This is a genomic window from Bradyrhizobium sp. CCGUVB23, assembly GCF_024199885.1.
GTDB lineage: Bacteria > Pseudomonadota > Alphaproteobacteria > Rhizobiales > Xanthobacteraceae > Bradyrhizobium.
In genome coordinates this window covers 6,093,480-6,113,971 of sequence record NZ_JANADQ010000001.1, presented here as the reverse complement: position 1 = coordinate 6,113,971, position 20,492 = coordinate 6,093,480, and the positions used below count along the sequence as shown (strand labels likewise).

Here is a 20,492-nt window from a genome sequence, read left to right as displayed (position 1 = left end):
GCGCGGGGCTGGCCGTAGATCGCACGCATCGTCGTCACGCCGCTTCCTTCTGACAGAAGGCGCGCGCCTTGTCGGTCCAGGCACCGAACCCGCTAGCGACGAGATGAGCAACGATGTGGCAGACGTAGCGTTTCTGCGCGGGCTGATTGTTGGGACCCGCATTGTAGCGGGCGACCGCCATGGTCCAGCTTCCCTCGCGCTGCTTCAGTTCCTTGAGGAAGCGCGCGGCGTAGTCGACATTGCTGGCGGGATCGAACATCGCCCGCACGGAAGCAAACTTGTCACCGTGATAGTAATGGTTGATCTGCATGCAGCCGAGATCGATCAGCTTGACGCCCCGATGTCGCATCGCCTCGAAATTCGCCATCGCGTCGTCGAGGTCCTTGGCAAACACCGTCTGGCCTTCGGCGCCGAGAGCGTAAGGGTAGAGCGCACCACGGCGGCCGGTTTCGGTGAGACCAACCGCATACAGGATGCCGAGCGGAATGCCGTGCGCTTGCGCCGCGCGCACCATCTCGCGCTCGCAAGGGCGCGAGCCGTCCGCGCCCGCGGCGGCGGCGGTCGCACTAAAGATAAACAGGGCCGCGACGAGTGCGCTGGGCCACGTCCTGCTCATGACGCGTCTCCTGGTTGGGCTGGCGCTCGTCCCTCGCTTGCCGCGCTCCGCCGTCGGACTGGCCGGACGATGCGTTCGAGCCATCGAACGCTCCTTGCGCGTTCTGCGATTGTGGCTGGCCGGAGAGCGAGGGCTGTGGCTGGCCTGAGCCTGCCTGAAATCCATCCAGCGCGCCGTGCTGGACCGGCGCGACCTCGGCGACATAACCCGCCGACTGCATGAGCTCGCGGATCGAGTCGCGCTGCTGGTCGAGCATCTGGCTGGTGTCCTTGCGGTCGGCCGCAAGATGAACGGAGACGGACTCGCCGACCAGGCGAAGCCGCACGGTGACATTGCCGAGCGCGGGCGGCTCGAGGCTGATGGTCAGGATTTTCAGCGGCTGATCGGGTGCATTGCCTTGGACTGAAGTGAGATCGGGTGCGGCGGATGACGCCGGCGCAGCGGCGTTCTCTAATTCAGTGACGACAGCATTCGCCACCTGCTGAGGCGCGCTAAACTGCGCGACGGGTGGAAGATGGGTCTCTTGCTGGACGACAGTCACCTTTGCCGCTTCCGGTAGCGCATCGCGAGCGGACACCTTCGCGGCGCGCTCGACATTCGCCGTGACGGCTTCGAAACCAGATGCTCCAGGCATCGCCTTTGGCGCAGGCGCATTGCCTTGCGGCACTGTCGCAACCTGCGGAGGGGCAACTTGCGTTCGCGGTCTGGTTTCGGCGATGTCAACTGTTTGCACGTTCGCAACGCTTGCAGCCGATAGCTCACGTCCGCCAAGAGATCGCTCCGATCGCGCGGGCGCATCCTTCTTGTCGCCCGAGAGTGATTGCGCCTGCGGCTTGATGACCGCCACGGCGGCAAGCTCCGGCCCGACCATCGTGGGGAGGCTCAAGCGGCTCTGGACCTCCGCCTTCGGTGCGAGATCGAGCGGATCGTGCTTGCCGGTAGCTTGCGGCTCTTCGGCCGAAGAGGTCCGGTCGTCGAGCGACTCGTCTTTCGGTTCGTCGCGCTCGGTCAATTGCGCGAGGTGCGTGCGCAGTGCCGCCGACTTCACGGCCGCTTCATTTCCGGAATCGTTCAAGGCCCGTTTTGCGAGGTTCGACACCGTGTGAAGCAGATCATGAAACGCGGAGTCCGCGGCGCCCTGCCCGGTCGGGTTCTTTCCGGAGCGGACCGTTCCTCGCGCGCTGATGCTTTCGGCGACGGCAGAGAAGAGCTGTCCAGAAGTGCCGTTGAGCTTGGTCATGGGCGGCGGTCCTTGGTCAGAAGCTCCAGCTCCTCGAGCTGCTTTTGCGCGCGCGCAAGGGTCGCAGCCGATGACGCCAGGTCCAGACGCGCCGGCGTGGGCGGCGGCTTGTCGGCGGCTATCGCGGACGGCGGGCCAGAGATCGGCTTGCGAAGGTCAAGCGCGAGCTGGATGTTGGCATTGAGAAGAGACGCCTCGCGCTCCGGCAGCTTCGACCTGTCGGTCGCCTTCAGTTCAGTGAGGCCGCCTTCATAGTCACCAGTGAGCACCCGGGCGCTCCCCCGGAACAGATGCGCCCGCTCGCGATCCACGCTCCCGTCGGCGCTCAGCGACAGCGCCTGCTCGCCTGCGAGTCGCACCACGGCAAGCCGCCCGCGGACCAGCGCACTCTTGGCGATCACCAGATAGAGCTTGAGACGGTTCCCGCGGTCGATCTGGTCGAGCAATGCCGTGGTCCGCGAAAAGCGGTGTTCGTCGAGCGCGAGGCTCGAACGCGTCAAGGCCGAGGAAAACCGCTGCCAGAAATCGCCGGAATAGACCGAGTTGCGATAGTGCCGGATATAGGCCTGCGTCAGGAACTCGAACTTGTCGAAATCCTCCGCCTGCCCGACCAGCACAATCTCACGCCGCAGCGCCGCCTCTTCCACGAGCGTGCCCGGCAGAAGCAGCCGCGCGTCGTCCAGCCGCTCGATCGCGACCGATGCATCGGAGCTTGCGAGCAGCGCGCCCTGCACCAGTGCGATCTGTCCGCTCATGCTCGACGGGATCGAGCGCGGCTTGACGTCCTTCAAAAGCTCGCGCGCTTCGTCCTGGCGGCCCTCGACATAGGCGAGCGCGCCATTGAACAGCCGCTCGTCGACATTAATCCGTTCGCGCGGAAGCTTGCGCACGACCTGTGGCGCGCCGCCGCTGAGCATATAGACGACGATGGCCTGGCCGTTCTGCGGGCTGCTCCACACGCCTGGATCGGCGGCAAGGAATTTCTCGCCGACCTGCCGGATCAGCGCGAGATGACCGCTTTGCGCGGCGGCATCGCCGCTGGCGATGCCGTCCTGCACGGCTTGCAACGAACGGACCAGCGCATATGGCTCTTCCGTCGAGGGCGCTGGCTCCGGCGCTGCGGCGAGCGCGTTCGCCGCAGCGAACGGCAGCAAAAGCAGCGCGAAAGCTCTCGGGCCGATCACGGGCGCTTCTCCCGGATCAAAATCTCGATCCGGCGATTTTGTGCCGCCGCCGGATCGTTCGTGAGCTTCGGGCGGCGGTCGGCATAACCCTCGACATGCTCGATCCGCTGCGCATCGACGCCCGCGCGGACCAGCATGTAATAGGCCATCTGGGCGCGCGCGGTCGAAAGCCGCCAGTTGTCGTAGGTATCCGACCGGTAAGGCCGGTTGTCAGTATGGCCGCGCACGATGATCGTGCCCGGTCGTTTGGTCAGCAGCGGCCCGATCTTGTCGATGACGCGGATCAGTTCGGGGCGCGGCTCGGCGGAGCCGACCGCGAACATGCCAAAACTCGCATCGTCGGTCAGGCTGACGAGCAGCCCCTCCTCGACCTGGCGCACCTCCGCCACCGGCCCGGCGCCGGCCTTGATGTCCGAGAGCACGTCGGTGATCGCGGCTTGCAACTGCTTGACCGTCGGCTGCTGCGCCTGTGCCGCGTCGCGCGGCTCGGTGTCCTTTGCGGCAGAATTCGCCTGCACGTTGGCCTGAGCATCGACTTGCGCTTTGCCATCACGGCCAGCCTGCGTAGGCGCAGGAGCGGGCGGCAGCAGAGGCGACATGCCGGCGGACGGCGCTTGCGCATCGGCCGTGGCGCCGGCGTCATCAGCCTTGCTTCGACGCGCAGGCTCGCCCTGGTCCGCGGCGGCAGGATTGTTGCGCGCGGCAGGATTTGGGGTGGGCTCGGTCTCGCTCGCCGGTCCGTCCTTCGCCGTTTGCGGGGCGAACTTCCAGAAACCGGGATCGAAGGGGTCGCGATAGGCCTCGCCGCCCTTCAGGCCCTCTTCCTCCGCGGAGGCGAGCGCCCCGACGCGCCGCTGCCCCGCCGCCTGGCTCGAGCCGGCCGCGATCTCCGCGAGCGTCGCGTAAGGGTCGCGAAACAGCACCTTCTCCTCGTAGAATGGCGGCTTTTCGGCCGTGGGCGAGTCGCCATGGCGCTCCTCGCTCGTGCCCGCCGGCTTGCGCTTGCCTTCCTGGCCCTCGGACGCGGCAGGGTCCTTCTTGCGGGGATCCTTGAGACCCTTCGGCGCCGGCGCGTTCTCGGCGAGCTCGATCGGATTGAAGTAGCTCGCCACGATCTGGCGCTGGTCCTGGTTGAGTGCGTTGAGCAGCCACATCACCAGGAAGAACGCCATCATCGCGGTCATGAAGTCCGCATAGGCGATCTTCCAGACGCCGCCTTTGGCCGGCGCATCGTCGAACGCGCTGCGGCGGCGGATGATTACGAGCTCGGGCTGGACGTCGCTCATGGCGGATTACCGTCGCGCATCCTTCAGTCGCTCGATCCACGGGGAGATCTGCGTCTCGATCACCGTCTGGTCGGCGACGACGCGGATTTCGAAGCTGTCGGCGACCTGATATTCGATGCCGGTCCGCCGCGCCGTGTCGAGCTGAGTCTTGACCAGCTCGAGCAGGTCGCTCGGCCCCGTGATCTTGAACACCGGCACGGGCGACTGGCAGGTCAGCGTCGATATCTGCTCAACCAGGGCCGCAACCGCCTTGTCGCGGACTGCATCGACGAGAAACGGCTGCAGGATGCGGGCCACCGAGCTTGCGACATTGGTTTCGAGCTCACGGCAAGCGGCGGTGAAGCCGTTCACGATCGCAACGGCCTGCTGATCGGACCATTTGGCCCGCTCTTCGCCGAGCCTGATCGCGCCGCGCACGCGCTCTTCCGCAAGCTTGGCATCTCCTTCCGCAACGCCAGCGGCGTAGCCGCGCCGATAGGCATCGTCGAGGAGATTGACCGGCGGCGTCTCAACCTTCGGCGCGGCGGGTTGAGGCTGGGATTGAAGCTGAGGCGGCGGCTCGCGCCTGACCTCCTTCGGCTTCGCCGCCGGCTCCGGCAGCTTCGGTTTCTCGCCTGGCCTCGCCCGTCCATTGGCGTCGAACTGCGTGAGCAGCTTTCCGATTGCCGCGTTCATGCCGCCTCCTCCCGACGCATCCACTCTTTGAGAATCGCAGCCGCCTGTGTCTGGTCGAGCCGCACGATCTGCTCAAGCCGCTTCTGCGGCGTGCGCTGCATCTTGCCTTCGAGGTCCTCGACCAGGTTGAGCTCCGCCTCCTCGTTCTCAGGCAGCGCCAGGGCTGCAGCCTCGAGCTGGGCGGCCGCCTCTGCGGCCTCGACCTGCTCTTGCTGCGCGCGATGAGTGAGGATGCCGTTGACCGCCGGACGAAGACCGAACCAGACCAGCATCGAGGCGACAGCCAGGATAGTGACCGCGTTGATGAAGCTTCCCATCTGCCGGTTCAGCATCTCGACGAAGCCGATCGGCGGCACCGGCGCGAGCTCACGCGAGCCCTCGACGAAGTCGACGGCCGTCACCTGGATCTGGTCGCCGCGCTGCTTGTCCAGCCCGCCGGCGGTGGCAGCGAGCTGGCTGATCTCGGCGATCTTGCTGTCGACGATGGCCTGATTGGTCTTGTCGCCGAGATCGGCAACCAGCCGCGCGCGGTTGATCAGGACCGCGATGAACAGCTTTTTCACGGAATAACCGTCGCTGACCGTCGTCGTTGTCTTGGATGACACCTCGAAATTGGTGACGTCCTCGCGGCGATTCTTCTCCTCATTGGAGTTCTTGGTGCCGCCGGCATTGACCTGCTGGTCCGGAAGATTCTGCTGCACCGTGGTCGGCGTCGAGCGATCCGCGTTCTGTGACGTCTCCTTCTCGCGAACGTTCCGCACCGAACGCTCGGCGCGCGCTTCCGGATCATAGACGGTCTCGTTGATCTGCCGCTTGTCGGTCGAGAGCTGCGGGGCGACGCTGACCTCGAAATTATCCAGGCCCAGATACGGCGTCAGCGCCTTGCGGATGTTCTCCTGCACCATCCCGCCAACCATCTTCTGGAGGCTTGCCATCTTGGTCGGCGCAGCGCTCGCCTCGTCCTCCTCGGCGAGCAGCATCGTGCCGTCGGCATCCAGCACCGTCACCTTGTCGCGCGTCATGCCGGGAATAGCGGCGGCAACGAGTTGGCGGATCGATTGCGCCGTGCGCGCCTCGATCGCGCCGTCGGTGCGCAGCACGACGGACGCGGACGGAGGCTGCTGCGTGGCGCGGAACGAGCCGCGCACGGGAAGGACGATGTGGACCCGCGCCGCCTTCACGCCCTTCATGAGCTGGACGGTGCGCGCGATCTCGCCTTCGAGCGCGCGCAGTTTTGTGACCTCCTGCATGAAGGAGGTCAGGCCGAGCGAGCCGATCTTGTCGAACAGCTCGTAGCCGGAATTGGCGCTGGTTGGCAGCCCCTTCTCGGCGAGCAGCATGCGCGCCTGCATGGTCTGGCTCGGGCGAACCGAGACGGCATCTCCCGCCGCATTGACGTCGAAGGCGATGTTCTGCTCGCGCAGCGCGGCGCCGATCCGCGTCACGTCCTCGCGCGTCAGGCCGGTATAGAGGGTCTCGAATTCAGGCCGGCTCAGATAATAGGCGCCGCCCACGACGGTAACGAGAACGGCAAAACCGATCAGCCCCAATGCCATCAGGCGTCGCGGGCCAAGCTCCAGCAGATTGTTGAGCAGCTGCTGCACCTGCGCGCGACTGAGCATATGACCTCGTACCAATGCGAACGCAAAGGACACTCCGCTGCCAACCTTGTCTGAAGGTTGCGCAAGGACACCAATGTGTCAGTTCGCAGGCGAGGCGTTGCAATTTTACAAGGAGATCGGAGGCTGACGAACGAACTAGACCGGGCACGATCGCGCTGGCGATGCAAGATCGCGGCGCGTCGGCGCGCGGCGGTGATCGATAGGGAAACGTTCGGAATGAATTAGGCGGTATACGGGACGCCGCCCCGGTCGTCGCTTAGGACGAGGACCGTGCTCCCTCGGGGAGCACGGTCGTTTTCGAAAGCGCCGCTTAGCCGCGGAACAGCGACAGGATGCTCTGGCTGTTCTGGTTGGCGATCGAGAGCGCCTGAACGCCGAGCTGCTGCTGGGTCTGCAGGGCCTGGAGGCGGGTCGATTCCGCGTTCATGTCGGCGTCGACGAGCTGGCCGACACCGCGATCCACGGAGTCCATCAGCGACTTCACGAAGTCCGTGTTGGTCGAGATGCGGTTCTTGACGGCACCGAGATTGGCGGCGGCCGAGGCCACCGAGTTGATCGCAGCGGTGACCTGCGCGATGTAGCCATCGAGCGTGGCCTGGTCGGTCGCCGCATCGGTCAGCGTGCCGATGGTCATGTTGGCGACCGACACACTCGAGGTCTGCGCGTCGAGAATGCCGGTCGGACTTGCGCCGCCGGTGGTGAAGAGCGCGTAGTTGGCGGTCGTCACGGTGATGGAGCCGATGGTGGGCGTGCCGCCGACACGGGAGTACGACGACACGAGGTTGAAGGTCGCCGGCGTAGCCGTGGATCCGCTGCCCGTGTTGATGCTCAGCCAGTTGATTCCGTTGAAGGTCGCCGAGTTGGCCTTGAGGTTCATATCCCCCTGGATCTGGGTGATATCCGCCTGGATCTTGGTGCGGTCAATACCGGCGGTCTTGGCTTCGACCAGCAACGCCTGGAGTTTGGTCAGGCCAGAGTCCTTGTCGCCGATAACCGAGGTCAGAGCGGTATATTCGGTGTCGACCATCGCAGCCGACAGACCGAGCGAGTCGGAGACGGCGGAGAGCGCGGCGTTGTCGGAGCGCATCGAGGTCGCGATCGACCAGTAGGCGGCATTGTCCGAGGCGGTCGAGACGCGCTGGCCGGTCGAGATCCGGTTTTCGGTCGTCTGCAGGTTGGCGCTGACAGACCGGAGGGTCTGGAGCGCGGTCATTGCAGAGGAGTTGGTAAGCAGACTAGAACCCATTTTGATGTCCCTTTGAAGATTGGATTGAGTTTTGGGGACATACCGGGCTTGCACCGGTACGGCAGAGCGGCATCATGCCTTTGGGCTGCGGAAAATCGTTGAAGAGCCCAACCTGTCGTAACGGCGAGGTTAGCGGCTGAAGCTTGTGTGGGGCTTGTGGCTTTGTGCCCCTGTTGCAACAGGGCAGCCGACATCACGGCGTGCGCTCGGCGTCACGCCAAATAGAAAGGGCCGCGCTTTTGCGAGAAGCGCGGCCCTCCCAAGATGGTTTGAGGCTTAGCGGAACAGCGACAGGATGCTCTGGCTGTTCTGGTTGGCGATCGAGAGCGCCTGAACGCCGAGCTGCTGCTGGGTCTGGAGGGCCGTCAAGCGGGTGGATTCCGCGTTCATGTCGGCGTCGACGAGCTGGCCGACACCGCGATCCACGGAGTCCATCAGCGACTTCACGAAGTCCGTGTTGGTCGAGATGCGGTTCTTGACGGCACCGAGATTGGCGGCGGCCGAGGCCACCGAGTTGATCGCAGCGGTGACCTGCGCGATGTAGCCATCGAGCGTGGCCTGGTCGGTCGCCGCATCGGTCAGCGTGCCGATGGTCATGTTGGCGACCGACACACTCGAGGTCTGCGCGTCGAGAATGCCGGTCGGACTTGCGCCGCCGGTGGTGAAGAGCGCGTAGTTGGCGGTCGTCACGGTGATGGAACCGGTGGTGGGCGTGTTGCCGACACGAGAGTAAGACGACACGAGGTTGAAGGTCGCCGGCGTGGCCGTGGATCCGCTGCCCGTGTTGATGCTCAGCCAGTTAATTCCGTTGAAGGTCGCCGCATTGGCGGTGCTCTGCATCTGCTGCTGGATCTGGGTGATGTCCGCCTGGATCTTGGTGCGGTCAATACCGGCGGTCTTGGCTTCGACCAGCAGCGACTGGAGCTTGGTCAGGCCGGAGTTGCTGTCGCCGATGACCGAGTTCAGAGCGGTATATTCGGTATCGACGGTCGCGGCCGACAGACCGAGCGAGTCGGAGACGGCCGAGAGCGCAGCGTTGTCGGCACGCATCGAAGTCGCGATCGACCAGTAGGCGGCGTTGTCCGAAGCGGTGGCCACGCGCTGGCCGGTGGAGATCCGGGTCTGCGTGGTAGAGAGTTGCGAGCTCACAGACCGCAGGGTCTGGAGCGCGGTCATGGCGGAAGAGTTCGTAAGCAGGCTCGACATTGCGAATGTCCCTTTATGTACGCGTTACATTTTCATCAGGGGACATACCGGGCTTTCACCGGTACGGAGGGGCGGCATCATGCCTTTGGACTGATGTGGGTGGGGTCCAACCCGCCGTGACGCATTGCTAGCACGTCGAATCTTGCTTCCAGATTAAGGGCAGCTTGAATTTCGTAGCAATATCATATGGTTAATATTACTTTTCACTAACCATAACCAGCCGGTAGGCCGACGATCGCGGCTCTTACGAGAACGACCGCACCAGTCCGGAGGCGAGCAGGTTCCAGCCGTCGATCAGCACGAAAAACAGCATCTTGAAGGGCAGCGCGATCACTGTGGGCGGCATCATCATCATGCCCATCGACATCGTCAGCGTCGCCACGATCATGTCGATGACCAGGAACGGCAGCATGATGAGGAATCCGATCTCGAACGAGCGCCTGAGCTCGGAGATCATGAAGGCCGGGATGATGACGCGCAGGTCGATGCGCTTATCGTCGAACTTCCTGCGAAAGCTTTCCGCGGCGAGCGACTCGAAGGTCTGGAGATCCTTGTCGCGGACATGGGCCAGCATGAACTCGCGGAACGGATCGGTGATCTTCAGATAGGCCTCTTCCTCCGAGATCTCGTTCTTCATCAGCGGCTGGACGCCGGTCTCCCAGGCGCGATCGAACGTCGGCGCCATCACGTAGAAGGTCATAAATAGCGCGAGGCTGATCAGGACAAGGTTGGCCGGCGTGGTCTGAAGGCCGAGACCGGAGCGCAGGAACGACAGCGCCACCGCAAATCGCGTGAAGCTCGTCACCATGATGAGCAGACCGGGCGCCACCGACAGCACCGTGATCAGCGCCATCAGCTGGATGATGCGGCCGCTGGTCGAGCCGTTTCCAGGCGGCAGCAGCGAGTTGAGGTCCGGAATTTGGGCGAGCGCCACCTCGGGCAGCAGGATTAGCAGCAACGCAAGCAGCAGGACTCTCGTTCTCACTGGATCACCAACGTCTCGATAATCAATTCGCGGACCTTGCCCGAGGAGCGGACATTGGCCCGCTCGGACAAGTCATCCCGCAGATGCTGAAGCCCGCGCGCGCCTTCGAACTGGGCAGCCGTCGCCGACCTGAGATAAGCGACGATGTCCTCGCTGATGTGGGCGGCCAGAATGCCCGCCTCCTCGTCGTTCATGCTGTCGGTGACCATGGAGGCTTCGACGCGGGCCCAATTGTTGGCGGGCGCCGCAAGATTGGTGACGACCGGCGACAGCTTCCGCAACCGTGCCGTCCCTGTGTAGGTCGACGCAACGGGCGGCGGGGTGACGTTCTTCCTGGCATCGACGACGCGCTCGGCCGTCACCAGCAGGTGATAGCCCGTGACAGCGCCGGCGCCGACCGCAAGCAGCGTCAGGATCACGATGGCCGCGATCAGGCGCATGGCGGCCCCTGTCGTCGCAACGCGACCCGATTGGCCTCGGCCTCAGAACGGCGCCACGGTGTCATAGACCCGATGCCCCCATCCTGGCTGCTGCACGTCAGACAGATTTCCGCGACCGCCATAGGACACGCGTGCCTCGGCGATCTTCTCATAAGAGATCGTGTTTCCCCGCGAAATGTCCCGCGGACGCACGATGCCCCCGACGTTGAGCACGCGCATCTCCGTGTTGACACGAAATTCCTGCGATCCGCTGATCATGATGTTGCCGTTCGGCAGCACGTCGGTCACGATCGCGGCAACCGACAGCTGGATGTCTTCTGCGCGGTCGATCTGGCCGTTGCCCTTGATCTGGGTATTGGTGGAGAGGTTGGCGCCTGCCTGGCCCTTGTCCTTCCATCCCGCAACGTCCATCAACCAGTCGAGGCCGAACTTGATCTGAGAGTCGCGCGAGCGATCGGTCTTGTTGTCGAGCTTCGCCTTGTCCTGCATCGAGATGATCACCGTCACGACGTCACCGACGCGCCGCGCGCGGGGGTCGCGGTAGAGATCGGTGCCGTCGTCCCAGGTCGAACGGTAGCTGACCGGGGTGCGGACGCGGGGCGTCACCGGGATCGGATATGCCTGCGTCCTCAGGCCGTCGCCCACGGGAGACAATTGCGGCCCATGCAGGATCTCGGACGGGTCCTGGGCGCAACCGCTCAGGAACACGAGCGACAGGATGAGCATCGGCTTCTTCATTACTTGGTCTTTCCGTCGTCCACGCGACGCATTCCGCCGAGCAGATCGGCCAGATGCGCCGCGCGGGCCGTATCCATTTCATTGAAGATCGCGCTCGAGCTCCTGGGGCTCAGCTTGGCGAGCACGGCCGCGGCGGTCTCGTCCGTCATGCTGGCGATCTGGGTCGCGGCAGATTCCGGCTTCATGCGCGAATAAATCTCGACCACGCTCGCTTCGGCCTTCTTCAGGAACTCGTCGCGAAGCGCCATCCATTTCTCGTATTCGGTCCGCTTGGCCTCGACCTCCGCGATCCGCTCGCGCAGCAGATTTTCCGCCTTCTCCAGCTCCTTCAACTGCCAGGCCAGCCGCGCGTCGACGGCGGGGTCTGCGACGCTGCTGCAGAACTGCGCAACGTCATTCTCGGGCGCCGCAGCCGCAACGGGTGGCGCGGGCTTCGGCGCTACGCTGCCCGTCTTGGGCGGGCGCGTGACAGGCGGCGTCTCGGGAGCCGGCACCGCGCCGGTGGTCAGGGGTGCGGCATCTTCCGCAGCCCAGGCCGTCGCCCTCACCGAATTCGTGTCATTAGGAGGCGGCGTGATCGGCGCGCGAGGCTTCTGCGGACCAGCCGCGCGCGCTCGCGCGAAGGAGAGCAGATTGAGCGGCTTTGACGGCTTCGGCTCGTCCAGCGCCGCAGCCGGCGATGCGCTCGCCAGCACCGACACCGCGATCAAGCAGAAGAGATGCGTTTTGTAATCCAGCTTCAGCATCGGGCCGTACGCGAATCGCGATCGAGACGACAGACATGCGCGATCAGGCTTGCATGGCGCTTGCGCGTCATTGGACGATCACATCGGCCTGGAGCGCGCCCGCCGTCTTGATCGCCTGGAGGATCGCGATAATTCCGGACGGCTTCAGGCCGATCTGGTTGAGACCGCGCACCAGCCGCTGCAAATCGACGCCGCTGAGGATCGCAACCTGGGCCCCGGGCTCGTTGGCCTCGACCATGGTCTGCGGAACGACCACGGTCTGCCCCCGCGAGAACGGCGCGGGCTGCGACACGACGGGAAGCTCCGTTATGCGAACCGACAGATTGCCGTGCGTCACCGCGACAGTCGAAATCCGCACGTCGCGCCCAATCACCACCGTGCCGGTACGCTCGTTGATCACCACCCGTGCGGGCGTATCCGGCTCGACGGTCAATTCGCCGATCTCGGCAAGAAAGCGGACCGGGCCGGCATAGCTCGGCTTCGACAGCACGATGGTCCGGTAGTCGCGCTCGAAGGCGATCTGCGCCCGGTAGCGGCCGCCGGCATAGCGGTTGATGGCATCGAGAATTCGCGTTGCAGTGACGAAATCGGGGTTCTTCAGCTCGAGCACGAGGAACTCCATCTCGTGAAGGCTCCCCTGGACCTCCCGCTCGATCAGCGCGCCGTTCGGAATGCGACCGGCGGTCGGCGTACCCTGGCTGACATTCTGCGCCTGGCCTCCCACGCTGTACCCGGCAACGGTGACGGCCCCTTGCGCCACCGCGTAGACAGCGCCGTCAGCCCCCCGTAGTGACGTCATCACGAGGGTGCCGCCGAGCAGCGAGGTGGCGTCTCCGAGCGAGGACACCGTCACGTCCATGCGCTCGCCCGGCGAGATCGAAGGCGGCAGGTCCGCGGTGACCATGACCGCCGCGACGTTGCGCGTGCGCAGCGTGGTCGGTCGCGTCGGGTTGGTCGTGCTGGTGGTGTCGTTCCGGACATTGATGCCCATGTTCTCGAGCATCGACTGGAGCGACTGTTCCGTGAACGGGGCGTTGCGCAGCGTGTCGCCAGTGCCGTTGAGGCCAATGACGAGGCCATAACCGACGATCTGGTTTTCGCGCAGTCCCTTGATATCAGCGATATCCTTGATACGGACGGCAGCCTGGGCGCTTGTCGCGGAGGCGATGAGGATGAACGCAAGCAGCAGCCTGATCATGATCCATCCATCACCTTAACGGTGCCGTCCGGCTGGACGATACCCCTGATGACCACACCAGTGTCGGTGTTGCGCACCGGAATGAGCGCGCCCGCCGCGCCCGATTGCAGGGCCGAGCCGTAGGTGACGATCGAGAGGCCGCTGTCTTCGACCACGACCTTGACCATAGCCCCGCGCGCGACGGTCCAGGGATCCTCGACCGCATTGGTCGGGATCGGCTGGCCCGGCAGCAGCGTGCGCCGCGCCATGCGTCCGACCAGCACCTGACGTCCTTCGATGAACATGGCGACGCCGAGAAGGTTGGCCGCGAAGGCACGCTCCGTGATCATGTCCTCGCGGATCAGTTCGCCCGCGCGTATCGACACGGCCGGCACCGGAAGTCGCCGATCCTCGGCCGCAGCCAGGGATGCAGAAGCGAGCACCAGCAGCGCGGCGGCCAACCCGCGCATGATCAGGCCGAGCCTGTTCGACATGGATACACCGGAACTAGCGGCCAAGACCCTTCGACACGGTCTGGGCCATCTCATCCGAGGCCGTGATGACCTTGGCATTCATCTCATAGGCGCGCTGCGCGGAGATCAGCTCGGTGATTTCCTTGACGGGATCGACGTTCGAAGCCTCGAGATATTGCTGGTTGATCTTGCCGTAGCCGGAATCGCCCGGCAGACCGACGACCGGCGTGCCGGAAGCCGTGGTCTCGCGATAGAGATTGCTGCCCAGCGGTTCGAGGCCAGCTTCGTTGGCGAAGTTCGCGAGGTTGAGCTGGCCGATCTGGCGCGGGTTCACCTCCGTGTCCAGCTTGGCAAACACTTGTCCGGTCTGGTTGACCGTGACCTGGACCGTTCCCTGCGGCACCGTGATCGCAGGATCCAGCAAATAGCCGTCCATTGTGACGAGTTGGCCGTTGGCATTGGTGTTGAACGAGCCCGCGCGGGTATATTGCACCTCGTTGTTCGGGCCCAACACCTGAAACCAGCCGCGGCCGTTGATTGCCAAATCGTAGGGATTGCCGGTCTGCGTGAGCGCGCCCTGGATGTGCAGCTTGCGGATGGCCGCCGACTTGACGCCAAGACCGAGATTGGCGCCCTCCGGGATCGGCGATGAGCCCGTCGCATTCGGAACGCCCTGCATGCGATCCATCTGGTAGAAGAGGTCGGTGAATTCCGCACGCGCCCGCTTGAACGACGTCGTGTTGATGTTGGCGATGTTGTTCGCAATGACCTCGATATTGGTCTGCTGCGCGTTCATTCCGGTGGCCGCGATGGCGAGCGATTTCACAGCTTGATTCCTTCAGGTCAGATCGACATGCGAACGACTTCTTGGTAGGCCTGCACGACCTTGTCGCGAACCGCGACCGCCGTTTGCAGCGTCTGCTCCGCCGACATCAGCGCCTCGACGACGCGCCGCGTCGATTCCTTGCCCTGGATCGCCGAGATCGACGCGGCTTCACCGGCCTTGAGCGTCCCGATCGCATCTGTCGTGACCTGCTTCATCACGGAGTCGAAGCCAACATCCCCACCCGACTGAACGGCGCCCGCCGCAGGCGCGGTCACCTGCGCTTCAATCGAGCGGGCCACGGCCTGGCCCGCAGAGATGGCAGTGGACGCAATTGCCTCTAACATCGTCAGCTCCTTAGGAGATCGATAGTCATGCCGACCATCGACCGCACCTGTTTCACGACCTGAAGGTTGGCCTCATAGGATCGATTGACCTCGCGCATGTCGGCCATCTCGATCATCATGTTGACGTTGGGCAGCTTGACGTAGCCGGCCTTGTCGGCAGCCGGATGCCCCGGCTCGTATTCGACCCGGTATGGAGTGGCATCGACGCCAACTTCCTTGACTTTGACGAGCTGGCCGCCCGCGGCGCGGTCCATCTCCGCATCGAAGGTCACGGTCTTGCGCTGATACGGGTCGGCACCGGCGGTGCGCCCCGTCGAATTCGCATTCGCGAGGTTTTCCGAGACGATGCGCATCCGCGTCGACTGCGCCTCGAGTCCGGAGCTTGCGACCGCGAGCGAAGCCTGCAGGGAATCCACCATGTCAGGTCACCTCAGGCTTTCACGCCGGTCAGCAGCATCCGGTGGAACGACCGCACGATCGCGGCATTCATCGAATAGTCGCGGTTCACCTCGCCGCTCTTGAGCATCTCCTGCTCCAGGCTGACGGAGTTGCCGGAGTGCACGACGTCCCAGCTGTCTTTCTTGGCGTTGGTTCGCGTGTCGGTCTCGGCCGCGCTCAACTGCATGTGCGACGGCGATGTCGTCGCGAGCCTGACCGGCGTGGCATCGAGGACCTTGTTGAACGGCTCGACGTCACGCGCCCTGAAGCCGGGCGTGTTGACGTTGGCGACGTTCGCTGCGATCGTCGACTGGCGCAGCTCCAGCCATCGGGCTTGCGAGGAAGCAAGTTCAAGCAGATAAAGCGGTCCCACGGCAGCTCCCGATCTCGTCTATGCAGACGAACATAGGAAGTTAAGCTTTTCTCAAGCTTTCGTCGCAAGACCCGTCATTGAACCTTTTCGCTTCGCGGCGCCTTCTGCGATTGCAGGAAATAGATGATCTCGGCGACCGGCCGGAAGAATTCCGGCGGGATCAGCTGATCGACCTGCACCGCCTCGTAGAGCGCGCGCGCCAGGGCCTTGTTCTCGATCACAGGAATCCTGTTCTCTTCGGCCACCGCGCGGATCTTGAGCGCGATCGCGTCCATGCCCTTGGCGAGGACCATCGGCGCCGGATTCTCGTCGCGCTGATAGCGCAGCGCCACCGCAAAGTGCGTCGGGTTCGCGATCACGAGCGAAGCGCGCGATGCAGCCGCGATCATTCGCTGGCGCGAGCGATCGCGCGCCAGCGACCGCAGCCGCGCCTTGATCAGCGGGTCGCCTTCGGCCTGCTTGTGCTCATCCTTGAGCTCCTGCCTCGTCATGCGCAACTCGCGCCGCCAGTGGAAGCGTGCCCAGGCGAGGTCGATCGCCACCAGCACGATGGTCGCGATGCAGATCGCCGAAACGATGCGCATGGCGATGGTCAGGATCATCTCCGGCAACGCCACCGGATCGGTGTACATCGCCTCGAACGCCCTCGCCTCGGAGGATCGCAGCACGAAGCCGACAACCAGGCCCACCGAAACGAGCTTGAAGACCGATTTTGCGAATTCCACGAGCCCTTGCGTTCCGAAGATCCGGCTCCAGCCCTGCGCGGGCGATATCCGCGAAAAATCCGGCTGGATGCGGGCGAGCACCAGCCGCGGCACGTTCTGGAGCAGCGAGGCTGCCAGCCCGAACACCGCGAGAATGAGGACCGGCGGAACCAGGAAGCGCAGCGCCTCCAGCCCGACGACCGACAGGAGGTCTTTCGCGTCGGCGGCCGTTCGCAGGCGAAAGCCGTCGGGGTCGTCGAGCAGAGCTTTCAGGGTCGGAACGAGCTGCTGCACGCCCTGCCCGATCAGGAACGCCTGGATCACCATCAGTGCCGCCATCGAGGCGAAGACGGAGGCCTCCCGAGACACCGGAATCCTGCCCTGCTCGAGGGCATCGCGGATCTTCTTCTCGGTCGGCTCTTCTGTTTTGCTCTCCTGATCGGATGTCTCTGCCATGCTGTTCAGCGGTCAGCGAAAGACCAGCTCATCCTCCTGGTCGGGGTTGAGCTCGATCTCGCCCTTCTCCGCCAGATCGAGCGCGAGGTCGGTGATGACGCGCCGCGCCTCCAACACGTCGCGCTGGTTCGACGGCTCGCCGATCGCCAGCTCGTGCTCGACGACGCGCCTGACGCGCGAGGCGACGGAGGACAGGATCAGTTCGCGGAAATTCTTGTCCGTGCCCTTCAGGGCGACGACGATACGGTCGGTCGGCACCTGATCGAAGATCATGGTGCGCGCCTTCGGCGTGAGGTTGACCACGTCGTCGAACGTGAACAGCAGCTCCTTGAGTACCTCCGCCGACTTCGGACGCTTCTCCGACAGGCTCTTCAGCATGTCCTCGATGTGACCACGCTCCATCTTGTTGATGATGTCGGCAACCCGCGCATAGGTGTCGGCACCGAGGTTCCGGGCGAAGTTCAGCGTCAGGTCCTCATGCAGCGTCTTCTCGACGATGCGGATCGCGTCGTCGACGATCGGCTTGAGGCTCAGCACCCGCCGCATCAGCTCGTTGCGCAGGCTCGAGGGAAGCTGGCTCATGACCTTGGCGGCACAGGCTGGCTTGACCTTGGAGAGGATCACTGCAGCGGTTTGCGGATGCTCCTTGGACAGGTAGCTCGCCAGCGAGTTCTCCGAGACGGACGACACGCGATCCCAGACCGATCTCGAGGAATTTCCGAGCAGGTCCGACATGATCTGGGAGACCTGCTCGGCCGGCAGGACGTCGCCGAGCACGGCCTCCAGGCCGCCGAGCGTGCCGAGAATATTGGCGCCCATCGAAAACTGCTGGGCGAATTCCTCGACGATCCCTTCCAGCTCCTGCGCCGTGATCGGGCGCAGCTCAGCCGCGGCCTTCGTGACGATGCGGATATCCTGCGGCTCGAACTGCTGCAGGACGCTTGCGGCAGCCTGCCGGCCCATCGCGAGCAGGAGTGCCGCGACTTTCTCTGTTCCTCCCAGCGCAGCAACACCGCGCTGCTTGAGAGGAGCTGCGATGCCCATCGGTTCCGCCACGATCAGGCTTCACCGTGACCGCCCAGCGGCCCCACGATCTCCGTGAGCGACACGCCGAAACGCGAATTGTCTTCTTCGACGACCACGACTTCGCCGCGCGCGACGATACGGCCGTTGACCACGACGTCGACGGGTTCGCCGACCCTGTGATCGAGCGGGACCACCGCGCCGCGACCGAGCTTCATGAGGTTTGCCACCGGCATGGTCGCAGCGCCCAGCACCACCTGCACGGTGACGGGAATGCGCAAGATCGCGTCGACATTGGCGAACTTGCCGGAATCCTCGGCCGTACGCGCCGCGATCTCCGCCAGCCGCTCCAGCGGGGAGGCGTCGATTTGCGCCTCGCCGGACGCCGCCGCCCGGGTGGCAGATGACTCATAATCGAAAGTTTGCGCCATTTGGTCTTGCCTCTTGAAAACGCTCCTCCCGGAGTTCTGCTCCGGAACGATCCCCTTGCCTGCGCGCCGACGCCAGGTGACGACCCCGGCGTCCGCAAGCCGCAGCCTTACGGCTCACCCGCACCGCTGCAGCCTTTGGTCCCCGCGACGGCTTGCGACCGCCGCGCGTCCAGCGCCGTGATTGCCTCGTGAGCCTGATCGATCTTGCTGCTGAGCACGTTGGCCAGCCGACCGAGATTGGCGGTCGAGTCGTGGGCCGCCTTGATCACGGTATCGAAGGCGCCCGCCGTCTCCTGCACGATCGTCGAGAATTCGCCCTGGTAGCTGCGCAGCCGCGCCAGCTCACGGTGCATCCGGGTCACCCGCATGCTGGTGAAGGCGAGCGCAACGAGCAGAACCGCATCAACGAGATAGGATATCATCGACAAACTCCCGCTTCTGATCGACGGGATCCGCTACCTGCATGGCATAATAGCCATCGAGCTGGCCGATCTGACACCAGAACAGCACCTGGTTGTTGTTCTCGAGCCTGGCGAGCGTGCGCGGCGTGGCGTTGAGCTCGATGACCTGCCCGACCTGAAACTTTGCGACCTCTCCGAGGGAGAGCACGCACTCGTCCAGCACGGCGTTCAAGGTGACCTCGGTGCGCTGGACCTCGCTCTCCATTTGCCCGCGCCAGTTCGGATCGGCGGCACGGCCGTCCGAGACGACGACATGGGCGAGCTTCTGCCTGAGCGGATTGAGCGCCGAATGCGGGATGATCAGGAACATCTGCCCGCCGCGGTAAAGCGCCTGGAGCATGATGTTGGCGCAAACCGACATATTGCTGCTGCGCCCGATCGCAAGCGAGGCCATCGCGGTCTCGACCCGCTCGAGCTTGAAGGTGACATCGGACGTCGCGGCGAAAGCCGATTGGAGCGCCTTGGCGAAGCGCTCGAACAGCACCTGCACCACGCGCAGCTCGATGTTCGAGAAGGCGCGCTCGACATCGATCGGCGGCTCTGCGCCGTCCGAGCCGAACAGCGCCTCGACCATCGTAAACACGAAATCGCGATCGAGCATGACGAGGACCCGGGCGTCCCATTGCTCGGCATAGAGGACCGCGGCAACCGCATTGCCCTCGTAATCCTTGACGATGTCGCCGACGCGGCCGTTGCTGATGTCGTTGACCGAAAAGTAGCAGGGGGTACCCGCCATCGGCTGAAGACTGTCCGTGCAGGATGCCGCCATGCGATCAAAGATCACATTGAGCATCGGCATGCGGTCGATGGATATGCCCGCCGCATCGAGCAGATAGTTCGGCAGCCGCTTCTGCTGCTCGACGTCGATCCCTTCCATCATCATGCTCTGGCGGCCTTCGGTTCGGCGTCGGCCACGACGGCTTTCGGCCCGGCGATCGTCTCGTTCTCGACCACGTCGATCGACGGCCGCTCGGTACTGGCGATCATCTTGCGGCCGTGCTCGACCGCGATTTGCGGCATGGCACCGTTCATAAAGGCGAGCAGCGTCTGCTTGACGATGATGTAGGGCCGACAGCGCTTCTCGCGGGTCATCTTTATCTTCAGGGCGAACGGCGAGATGATGCCGTAGGAGAGGAAGATGCCGGCAAACGTGCCGACCAGCGCCGCACCGATGAAGCCGCCGAGCAGCTTGGGTGACTGGTCGAGCGCGCCCATGGCCTTGATGACGCCAAGCACCGCAGCAACGATGCCAAGCGCCGGCAACGCCTCCGACACCACGACGAGCGCATTGTAGGGCGTGAGCTTGCTCTTCACGATGGTATGGATCTCCTCGTCCATCAGCGCTTCGATCTCGTGCGTGCGGGCGTTACCCATGATGATCAGGCGCACGTAGTCGCAGATGAACTGCAACAGCGCGGTATCCGCCAGCACGCTCGGGAACGTCTTGAAGATCTCGGAGGATGAGGGATCGTCGATATGCGCCTCGACCTCGTTGCGGCCCTTGCCCCGCAACTCGCGCATCAGCGCGTGAAGGGCGCCCAGGAGATCGAGATAGTAGCGCTCCCCGGGCACCGCCCCGGTAACGGCCTGAACCGCCGCAAGCCCGGTGTCCGCGACGACCTTCCAGGGGTTGGCGACGATGAAGGTGCCGGCCGCCGTGCCGAAGATGATGACGAATTCCCACGGCTGCATGAGCACGGCAAGATGCCCGCCCATGGCGGCAAATCCGCCGAGCAAGGCGGCCACCGTGATGATGATCCCCACGAAACTGCCCAACGCGCCGCTCCATCGCCAATCCCGTC

Annotated in this window: 24 protein-coding genes; all 24 read right to left on the bottom strand. The window is 64.4% G+C overall.

Translation table 11 applies throughout. From position 1 onward, the window contains the following. Positions 1 to 34 precede the first annotated feature (34 nt). Positions 35 to 616: a transglycosylase SLT domain-containing protein gene (locus tag NLN62_RS28215; protein ID WP_027524764.1), complete on the bottom strand. Its 582-nt coding sequence runs from the start codon at positions 614 to 616 to the stop codon at positions 35 to 37. Further along, positions 567 to 1,856: a flagellar hook-length control protein FliK gene (locus NLN62_RS28210; protein ID WP_027524765.1), complete on the bottom strand. Its 1,290-nt coding sequence runs from the start codon at positions 1,854 to 1,856 to the stop codon at positions 567 to 569. Before NLN62_RS28210 ends, NLN62_RS28215 begins: the two co-directional genes overlap by 50 nt. Beyond that, complete coding sequence (locus NLN62_RS28205; RefSeq protein WP_027524766.1) at positions 1,853 to 3,040, bottom strand: chemotaxis protein; 1,188 nt, start codon at positions 3,038 to 3,040, stop codon at positions 1,853 to 1,855. Before NLN62_RS28205 ends, NLN62_RS28210 begins: the two co-directional genes overlap by 4 nt. Continuing rightward, a complete protein-coding gene (locus NLN62_RS28200; protein WP_027524767.1) occupies positions 3,037 to 4,326 on the bottom strand; it encodes a MotB family protein in 1,290 nt (429 codons plus the stop codon). Before NLN62_RS28200 ends, NLN62_RS28205 begins: the two co-directional genes overlap by 4 nt. A gap of 6 nt (positions 4,327 to 4,332) precedes the next feature. Then, positions 4,333 to 5,001 carry a hypothetical protein gene (locus NLN62_RS28195; RefSeq protein WP_027524768.1) on the bottom strand — a complete coding sequence of 223 codons (669 nt, stop codon included), beginning with the start codon at positions 4,999 to 5,001 and terminating at the stop codon, positions 4,333 to 4,335. Further along, positions 4,998 to 6,623, bottom strand: a complete 1,626-nt coding sequence (gene fliF, locus NLN62_RS28190) for a flagellar basal-body MS-ring/collar protein FliF (protein ID WP_254111049.1) — start codon at positions 6,621 to 6,623, stop codon at positions 4,998 to 5,000. Before fliF ends, NLN62_RS28195 begins: the two co-directional genes overlap by 4 nt. Positions 6,624 to 6,933: 310 nt before the next feature. Then, positions 6,934 to 7,869 (bottom strand): flagellin, encoded by a 936-nt coding sequence (locus NLN62_RS28185; RefSeq protein WP_254111047.1) that lies wholly within the window; start codon positions 7,867 to 7,869, stop codon positions 6,934 to 6,936. A gap of 276 nt (positions 7,870 to 8,145) precedes the next feature. Next, on the bottom strand, positions 8,146 to 9,075 hold the full coding sequence (locus tag NLN62_RS28180) for a flagellin (RefSeq protein WP_254111045.1): 930 nt from the start codon (positions 9,073 to 9,075) through the stop codon (positions 8,146 to 8,148). Positions 9,076 to 9,319: 244 nt separating this feature from the next. Beyond that, on the bottom strand, positions 9,320 to 10,060 hold the full coding sequence (fliP, locus tag NLN62_RS28175) for a flagellar type III secretion system pore protein FliP (RefSeq protein ID WP_254111044.1): 741 nt from the start codon (positions 10,058 to 10,060) through the stop codon (positions 9,320 to 9,322). After that, positions 10,057 to 10,500 carry a flagellar basal body-associated FliL family protein gene (locus tag NLN62_RS28170; RefSeq protein WP_027527200.1) on the bottom strand — a complete coding sequence of 148 codons (444 nt, stop codon included), beginning with the start codon at positions 10,498 to 10,500 and terminating at the stop codon, positions 10,057 to 10,059. The genes fliP and NLN62_RS28170 overlap by 4 nt, the downstream gene beginning before the upstream one ends. 42 nt (positions 10,501 to 10,542) lie before the next feature. After that, positions 10,543 to 11,238 carry a flagellar basal body L-ring protein FlgH gene (gene flgH / locus NLN62_RS28165; RefSeq protein WP_027527199.1) on the bottom strand — a complete coding sequence of 232 codons (696 nt, stop codon included), beginning with the start codon at positions 11,236 to 11,238 and terminating at the stop codon, positions 10,543 to 10,545. Continuing rightward, the gene (locus NLN62_RS28160; protein WP_027527198.1) at positions 11,238 to 11,984 is read right to left on the bottom strand and encodes a MotE family protein; all 747 of its coding nucleotides are present in this window, start codon (positions 11,982 to 11,984) and stop codon (positions 11,238 to 11,240) included. Before NLN62_RS28160 ends, flgH begins: the two co-directional genes overlap by 1 nt. A gap of 67 nt (positions 11,985 to 12,051) precedes the next feature. After that, positions 12,052 to 13,182, bottom strand: a complete 1,131-nt coding sequence (flgI, locus tag NLN62_RS28155) for a flagellar basal body P-ring protein FlgI (RefSeq protein ID WP_027527197.1) — start codon at positions 13,180 to 13,182, stop codon at positions 12,052 to 12,054. After that, a complete protein-coding gene (flgA, locus tag NLN62_RS28150) occupies positions 13,179 to 13,655 on the bottom strand; it encodes a flagellar basal body P-ring formation chaperone FlgA (protein WP_245288243.1) in 477 nt (158 codons plus the stop codon). Before flgA ends, flgI begins: the two co-directional genes overlap by 4 nt. 13 nt (positions 13,656 to 13,668) lie before the next feature. Beyond that, positions 13,669 to 14,460: a flagellar basal-body rod protein FlgG gene (gene flgG, locus NLN62_RS28145; RefSeq protein WP_027527195.1), complete on the bottom strand. Its 792-nt coding sequence runs from the start codon at positions 14,458 to 14,460 to the stop codon at positions 13,669 to 13,671. A 17-nt stretch (positions 14,461 to 14,477) separates the two neighbouring features. After that, entirely contained in the window at positions 14,478 to 14,804 is a 327-nt protein-coding gene (locus tag NLN62_RS28140; RefSeq protein ID WP_254111043.1) for a flagellar hook-basal body complex protein FliE, read from the bottom strand. Positions 14,805 to 14,806: 2 nt separating this feature from the next. Further along, positions 14,807 to 15,223, bottom strand: coding sequence for a flagellar basal body rod protein FlgC (flgC, locus tag NLN62_RS28135; protein ID WP_254111041.1), 417 nt, complete (start codon positions 15,221 to 15,223; stop codon positions 14,807 to 14,809). 11 nt (positions 15,224 to 15,234) lie between these two features. Further along, entirely contained in the window at positions 15,235 to 15,615 is a 381-nt protein-coding gene (gene flgB / locus NLN62_RS28130) for a flagellar basal body rod protein FlgB (protein WP_027527192.1), read from the bottom strand. A gap of 74 nt (positions 15,616 to 15,689) precedes the next feature. Next, positions 15,690 to 16,775 carry a flagellar biosynthesis protein FlhB gene (gene flhB, locus NLN62_RS28125; protein WP_254111039.1) on the bottom strand — a complete coding sequence of 362 codons (1,086 nt, stop codon included), beginning with the start codon at positions 16,773 to 16,775 and terminating at the stop codon, positions 15,690 to 15,692. A 12-nt stretch (positions 16,776 to 16,787) separates the two neighbouring features. After that, complete coding sequence (locus tag NLN62_RS28120) at positions 16,788 to 17,831, bottom strand: flagellar motor switch protein FliG (RefSeq protein WP_027527190.1); 1,044 nt, start codon at positions 17,829 to 17,831, stop codon at positions 16,788 to 16,790. A gap of 2 nt (positions 17,832 to 17,833) precedes the next feature. Next, positions 17,834 to 18,229, bottom strand: a complete 396-nt coding sequence (gene fliN / locus NLN62_RS28115; RefSeq protein ID WP_027527189.1) for a flagellar motor switch protein FliN — start codon at positions 18,227 to 18,229, stop codon at positions 17,834 to 17,836. 107 nt (positions 18,230 to 18,336) lie between these two features. Beyond that, entirely contained in the window at positions 18,337 to 18,651 is a 315-nt protein-coding gene (locus NLN62_RS28110; protein WP_254111037.1) for a hypothetical protein, read from the bottom strand. Continuing rightward, positions 18,632 to 19,573: a flagellar motor switch protein FliM gene (locus NLN62_RS28105; RefSeq protein WP_027527187.1), complete on the bottom strand. Its 942-nt coding sequence runs from the start codon at positions 19,571 to 19,573 to the stop codon at positions 18,632 to 18,634. Before NLN62_RS28105 ends, NLN62_RS28110 begins: the two co-directional genes overlap by 20 nt. Beyond that, positions 19,570 to 20,466, bottom strand: a complete 897-nt coding sequence (gene motA, locus NLN62_RS28100) for a flagellar motor stator protein MotA (protein WP_027527186.1) — start codon at positions 20,464 to 20,466, stop codon at positions 19,570 to 19,572. The genes NLN62_RS28105 and motA overlap by 4 nt, the downstream gene beginning before the upstream one ends. Between the last annotated feature and the right edge of the window lie 26 nt (positions 20,467 to 20,492).

Coding starts and splice junctions, on each gene's coding strand:
- NLN62_RS28140 (WP_254111043.1), bottom strand. CDS start 14,804: ATGTTAGAGGCAATTGCGTCCACTGCCATCTCTGCGGGCCAGGCCGTG.
- NLN62_RS28180 (WP_254111045.1), bottom strand. CDS start 9,075: ATGTCGAGCCTGCTTACGAACTCTTCCGCCATGACCGCGCTCCAGACC.
- fliN (WP_027527189.1), bottom strand. CDS start 18,229: ATGGCGCAAACTTTCGATTATGAGTCATCTGCCACCCGGGCGGCGGCG.
- NLN62_RS28200 (WP_027524767.1), bottom strand. CDS start 4,326: ATGAGCGACGTCCAGCCCGAGCTCGTAATCATCCGCCGCCGCAGCGCG.
- NLN62_RS28170 (WP_027527200.1), bottom strand. CDS start 10,500: ATGCGCCTGATCGCGGCCATCGTGATCCTGACGCTGCTTGCGGTCGGC.
- fliF (WP_254111049.1), bottom strand. CDS start 6,623: ATGCTCAGTCGCGCGCAGGTGCAGCAGCTGCTCAACAATCTGCTGGAG.
- flgA (WP_245288243.1), bottom strand. CDS start 13,655: ATGTCGAACAGGCTCGGCCTGATCATGCGCGGGTTGGCCGCCGCGCTG.
- flgH (WP_027527199.1), bottom strand. CDS start 11,238: ATGAAGAAGCCGATGCTCATCCTGTCGCTCGTGTTCCTGAGCGGTTGC.
- NLN62_RS28110 (WP_254111037.1), bottom strand. CDS start 18,651: ATGATATCCTATCTCGTTGATGCGGTTCTGCTCGTTGCGCTCGCCTTC.
- flhB (WP_254111039.1), bottom strand. CDS start 16,775: ATGGCAGAGACATCCGATCAGGAGAGCAAAACAGAAGAGCCGACCGAG.
- NLN62_RS28215 (WP_027524764.1), bottom strand. CDS start 616: ATGAGCAGGACGTGGCCCAGCGCACTCGTCGCGGCCCTGTTTATCTTT.
- NLN62_RS28195 (WP_027524768.1), bottom strand. CDS start 5,001: ATGAACGCGGCAATCGGAAAGCTGCTCACGCAGTTCGACGCCAATGGA.
- flgI (WP_027527197.1), bottom strand. CDS start 13,182: ATGATCAGGCTGCTGCTTGCGTTCATCCTCATCGCCTCCGCGACAAGC.
- flgC (WP_254111041.1), bottom strand. CDS start 15,223: ATGGTGGATTCCCTGCAGGCTTCGCTCGCGGTCGCAAGCTCCGGACTC.
- NLN62_RS28185 (WP_254111047.1), bottom strand. CDS start 7,869: ATGGGTTCTAGTCTGCTTACCAACTCCTCTGCAATGACCGCGCTCCAG.
- NLN62_RS28105 (WP_027527187.1), bottom strand. CDS start 19,573: ATGATGATGGAAGGGATCGACGTCGAGCAGCAGAAGCGGCTGCCGAAC.
- NLN62_RS28160 (WP_027527198.1), bottom strand. CDS start 11,984: ATGCTGAAGCTGGATTACAAAACGCATCTCTTCTGCTTGATCGCGGTG.
- NLN62_RS28210 (WP_027524765.1), bottom strand. CDS start 1,856: ATGACCAAGCTCAACGGCACTTCTGGACAGCTCTTCTCTGCCGTCGCC.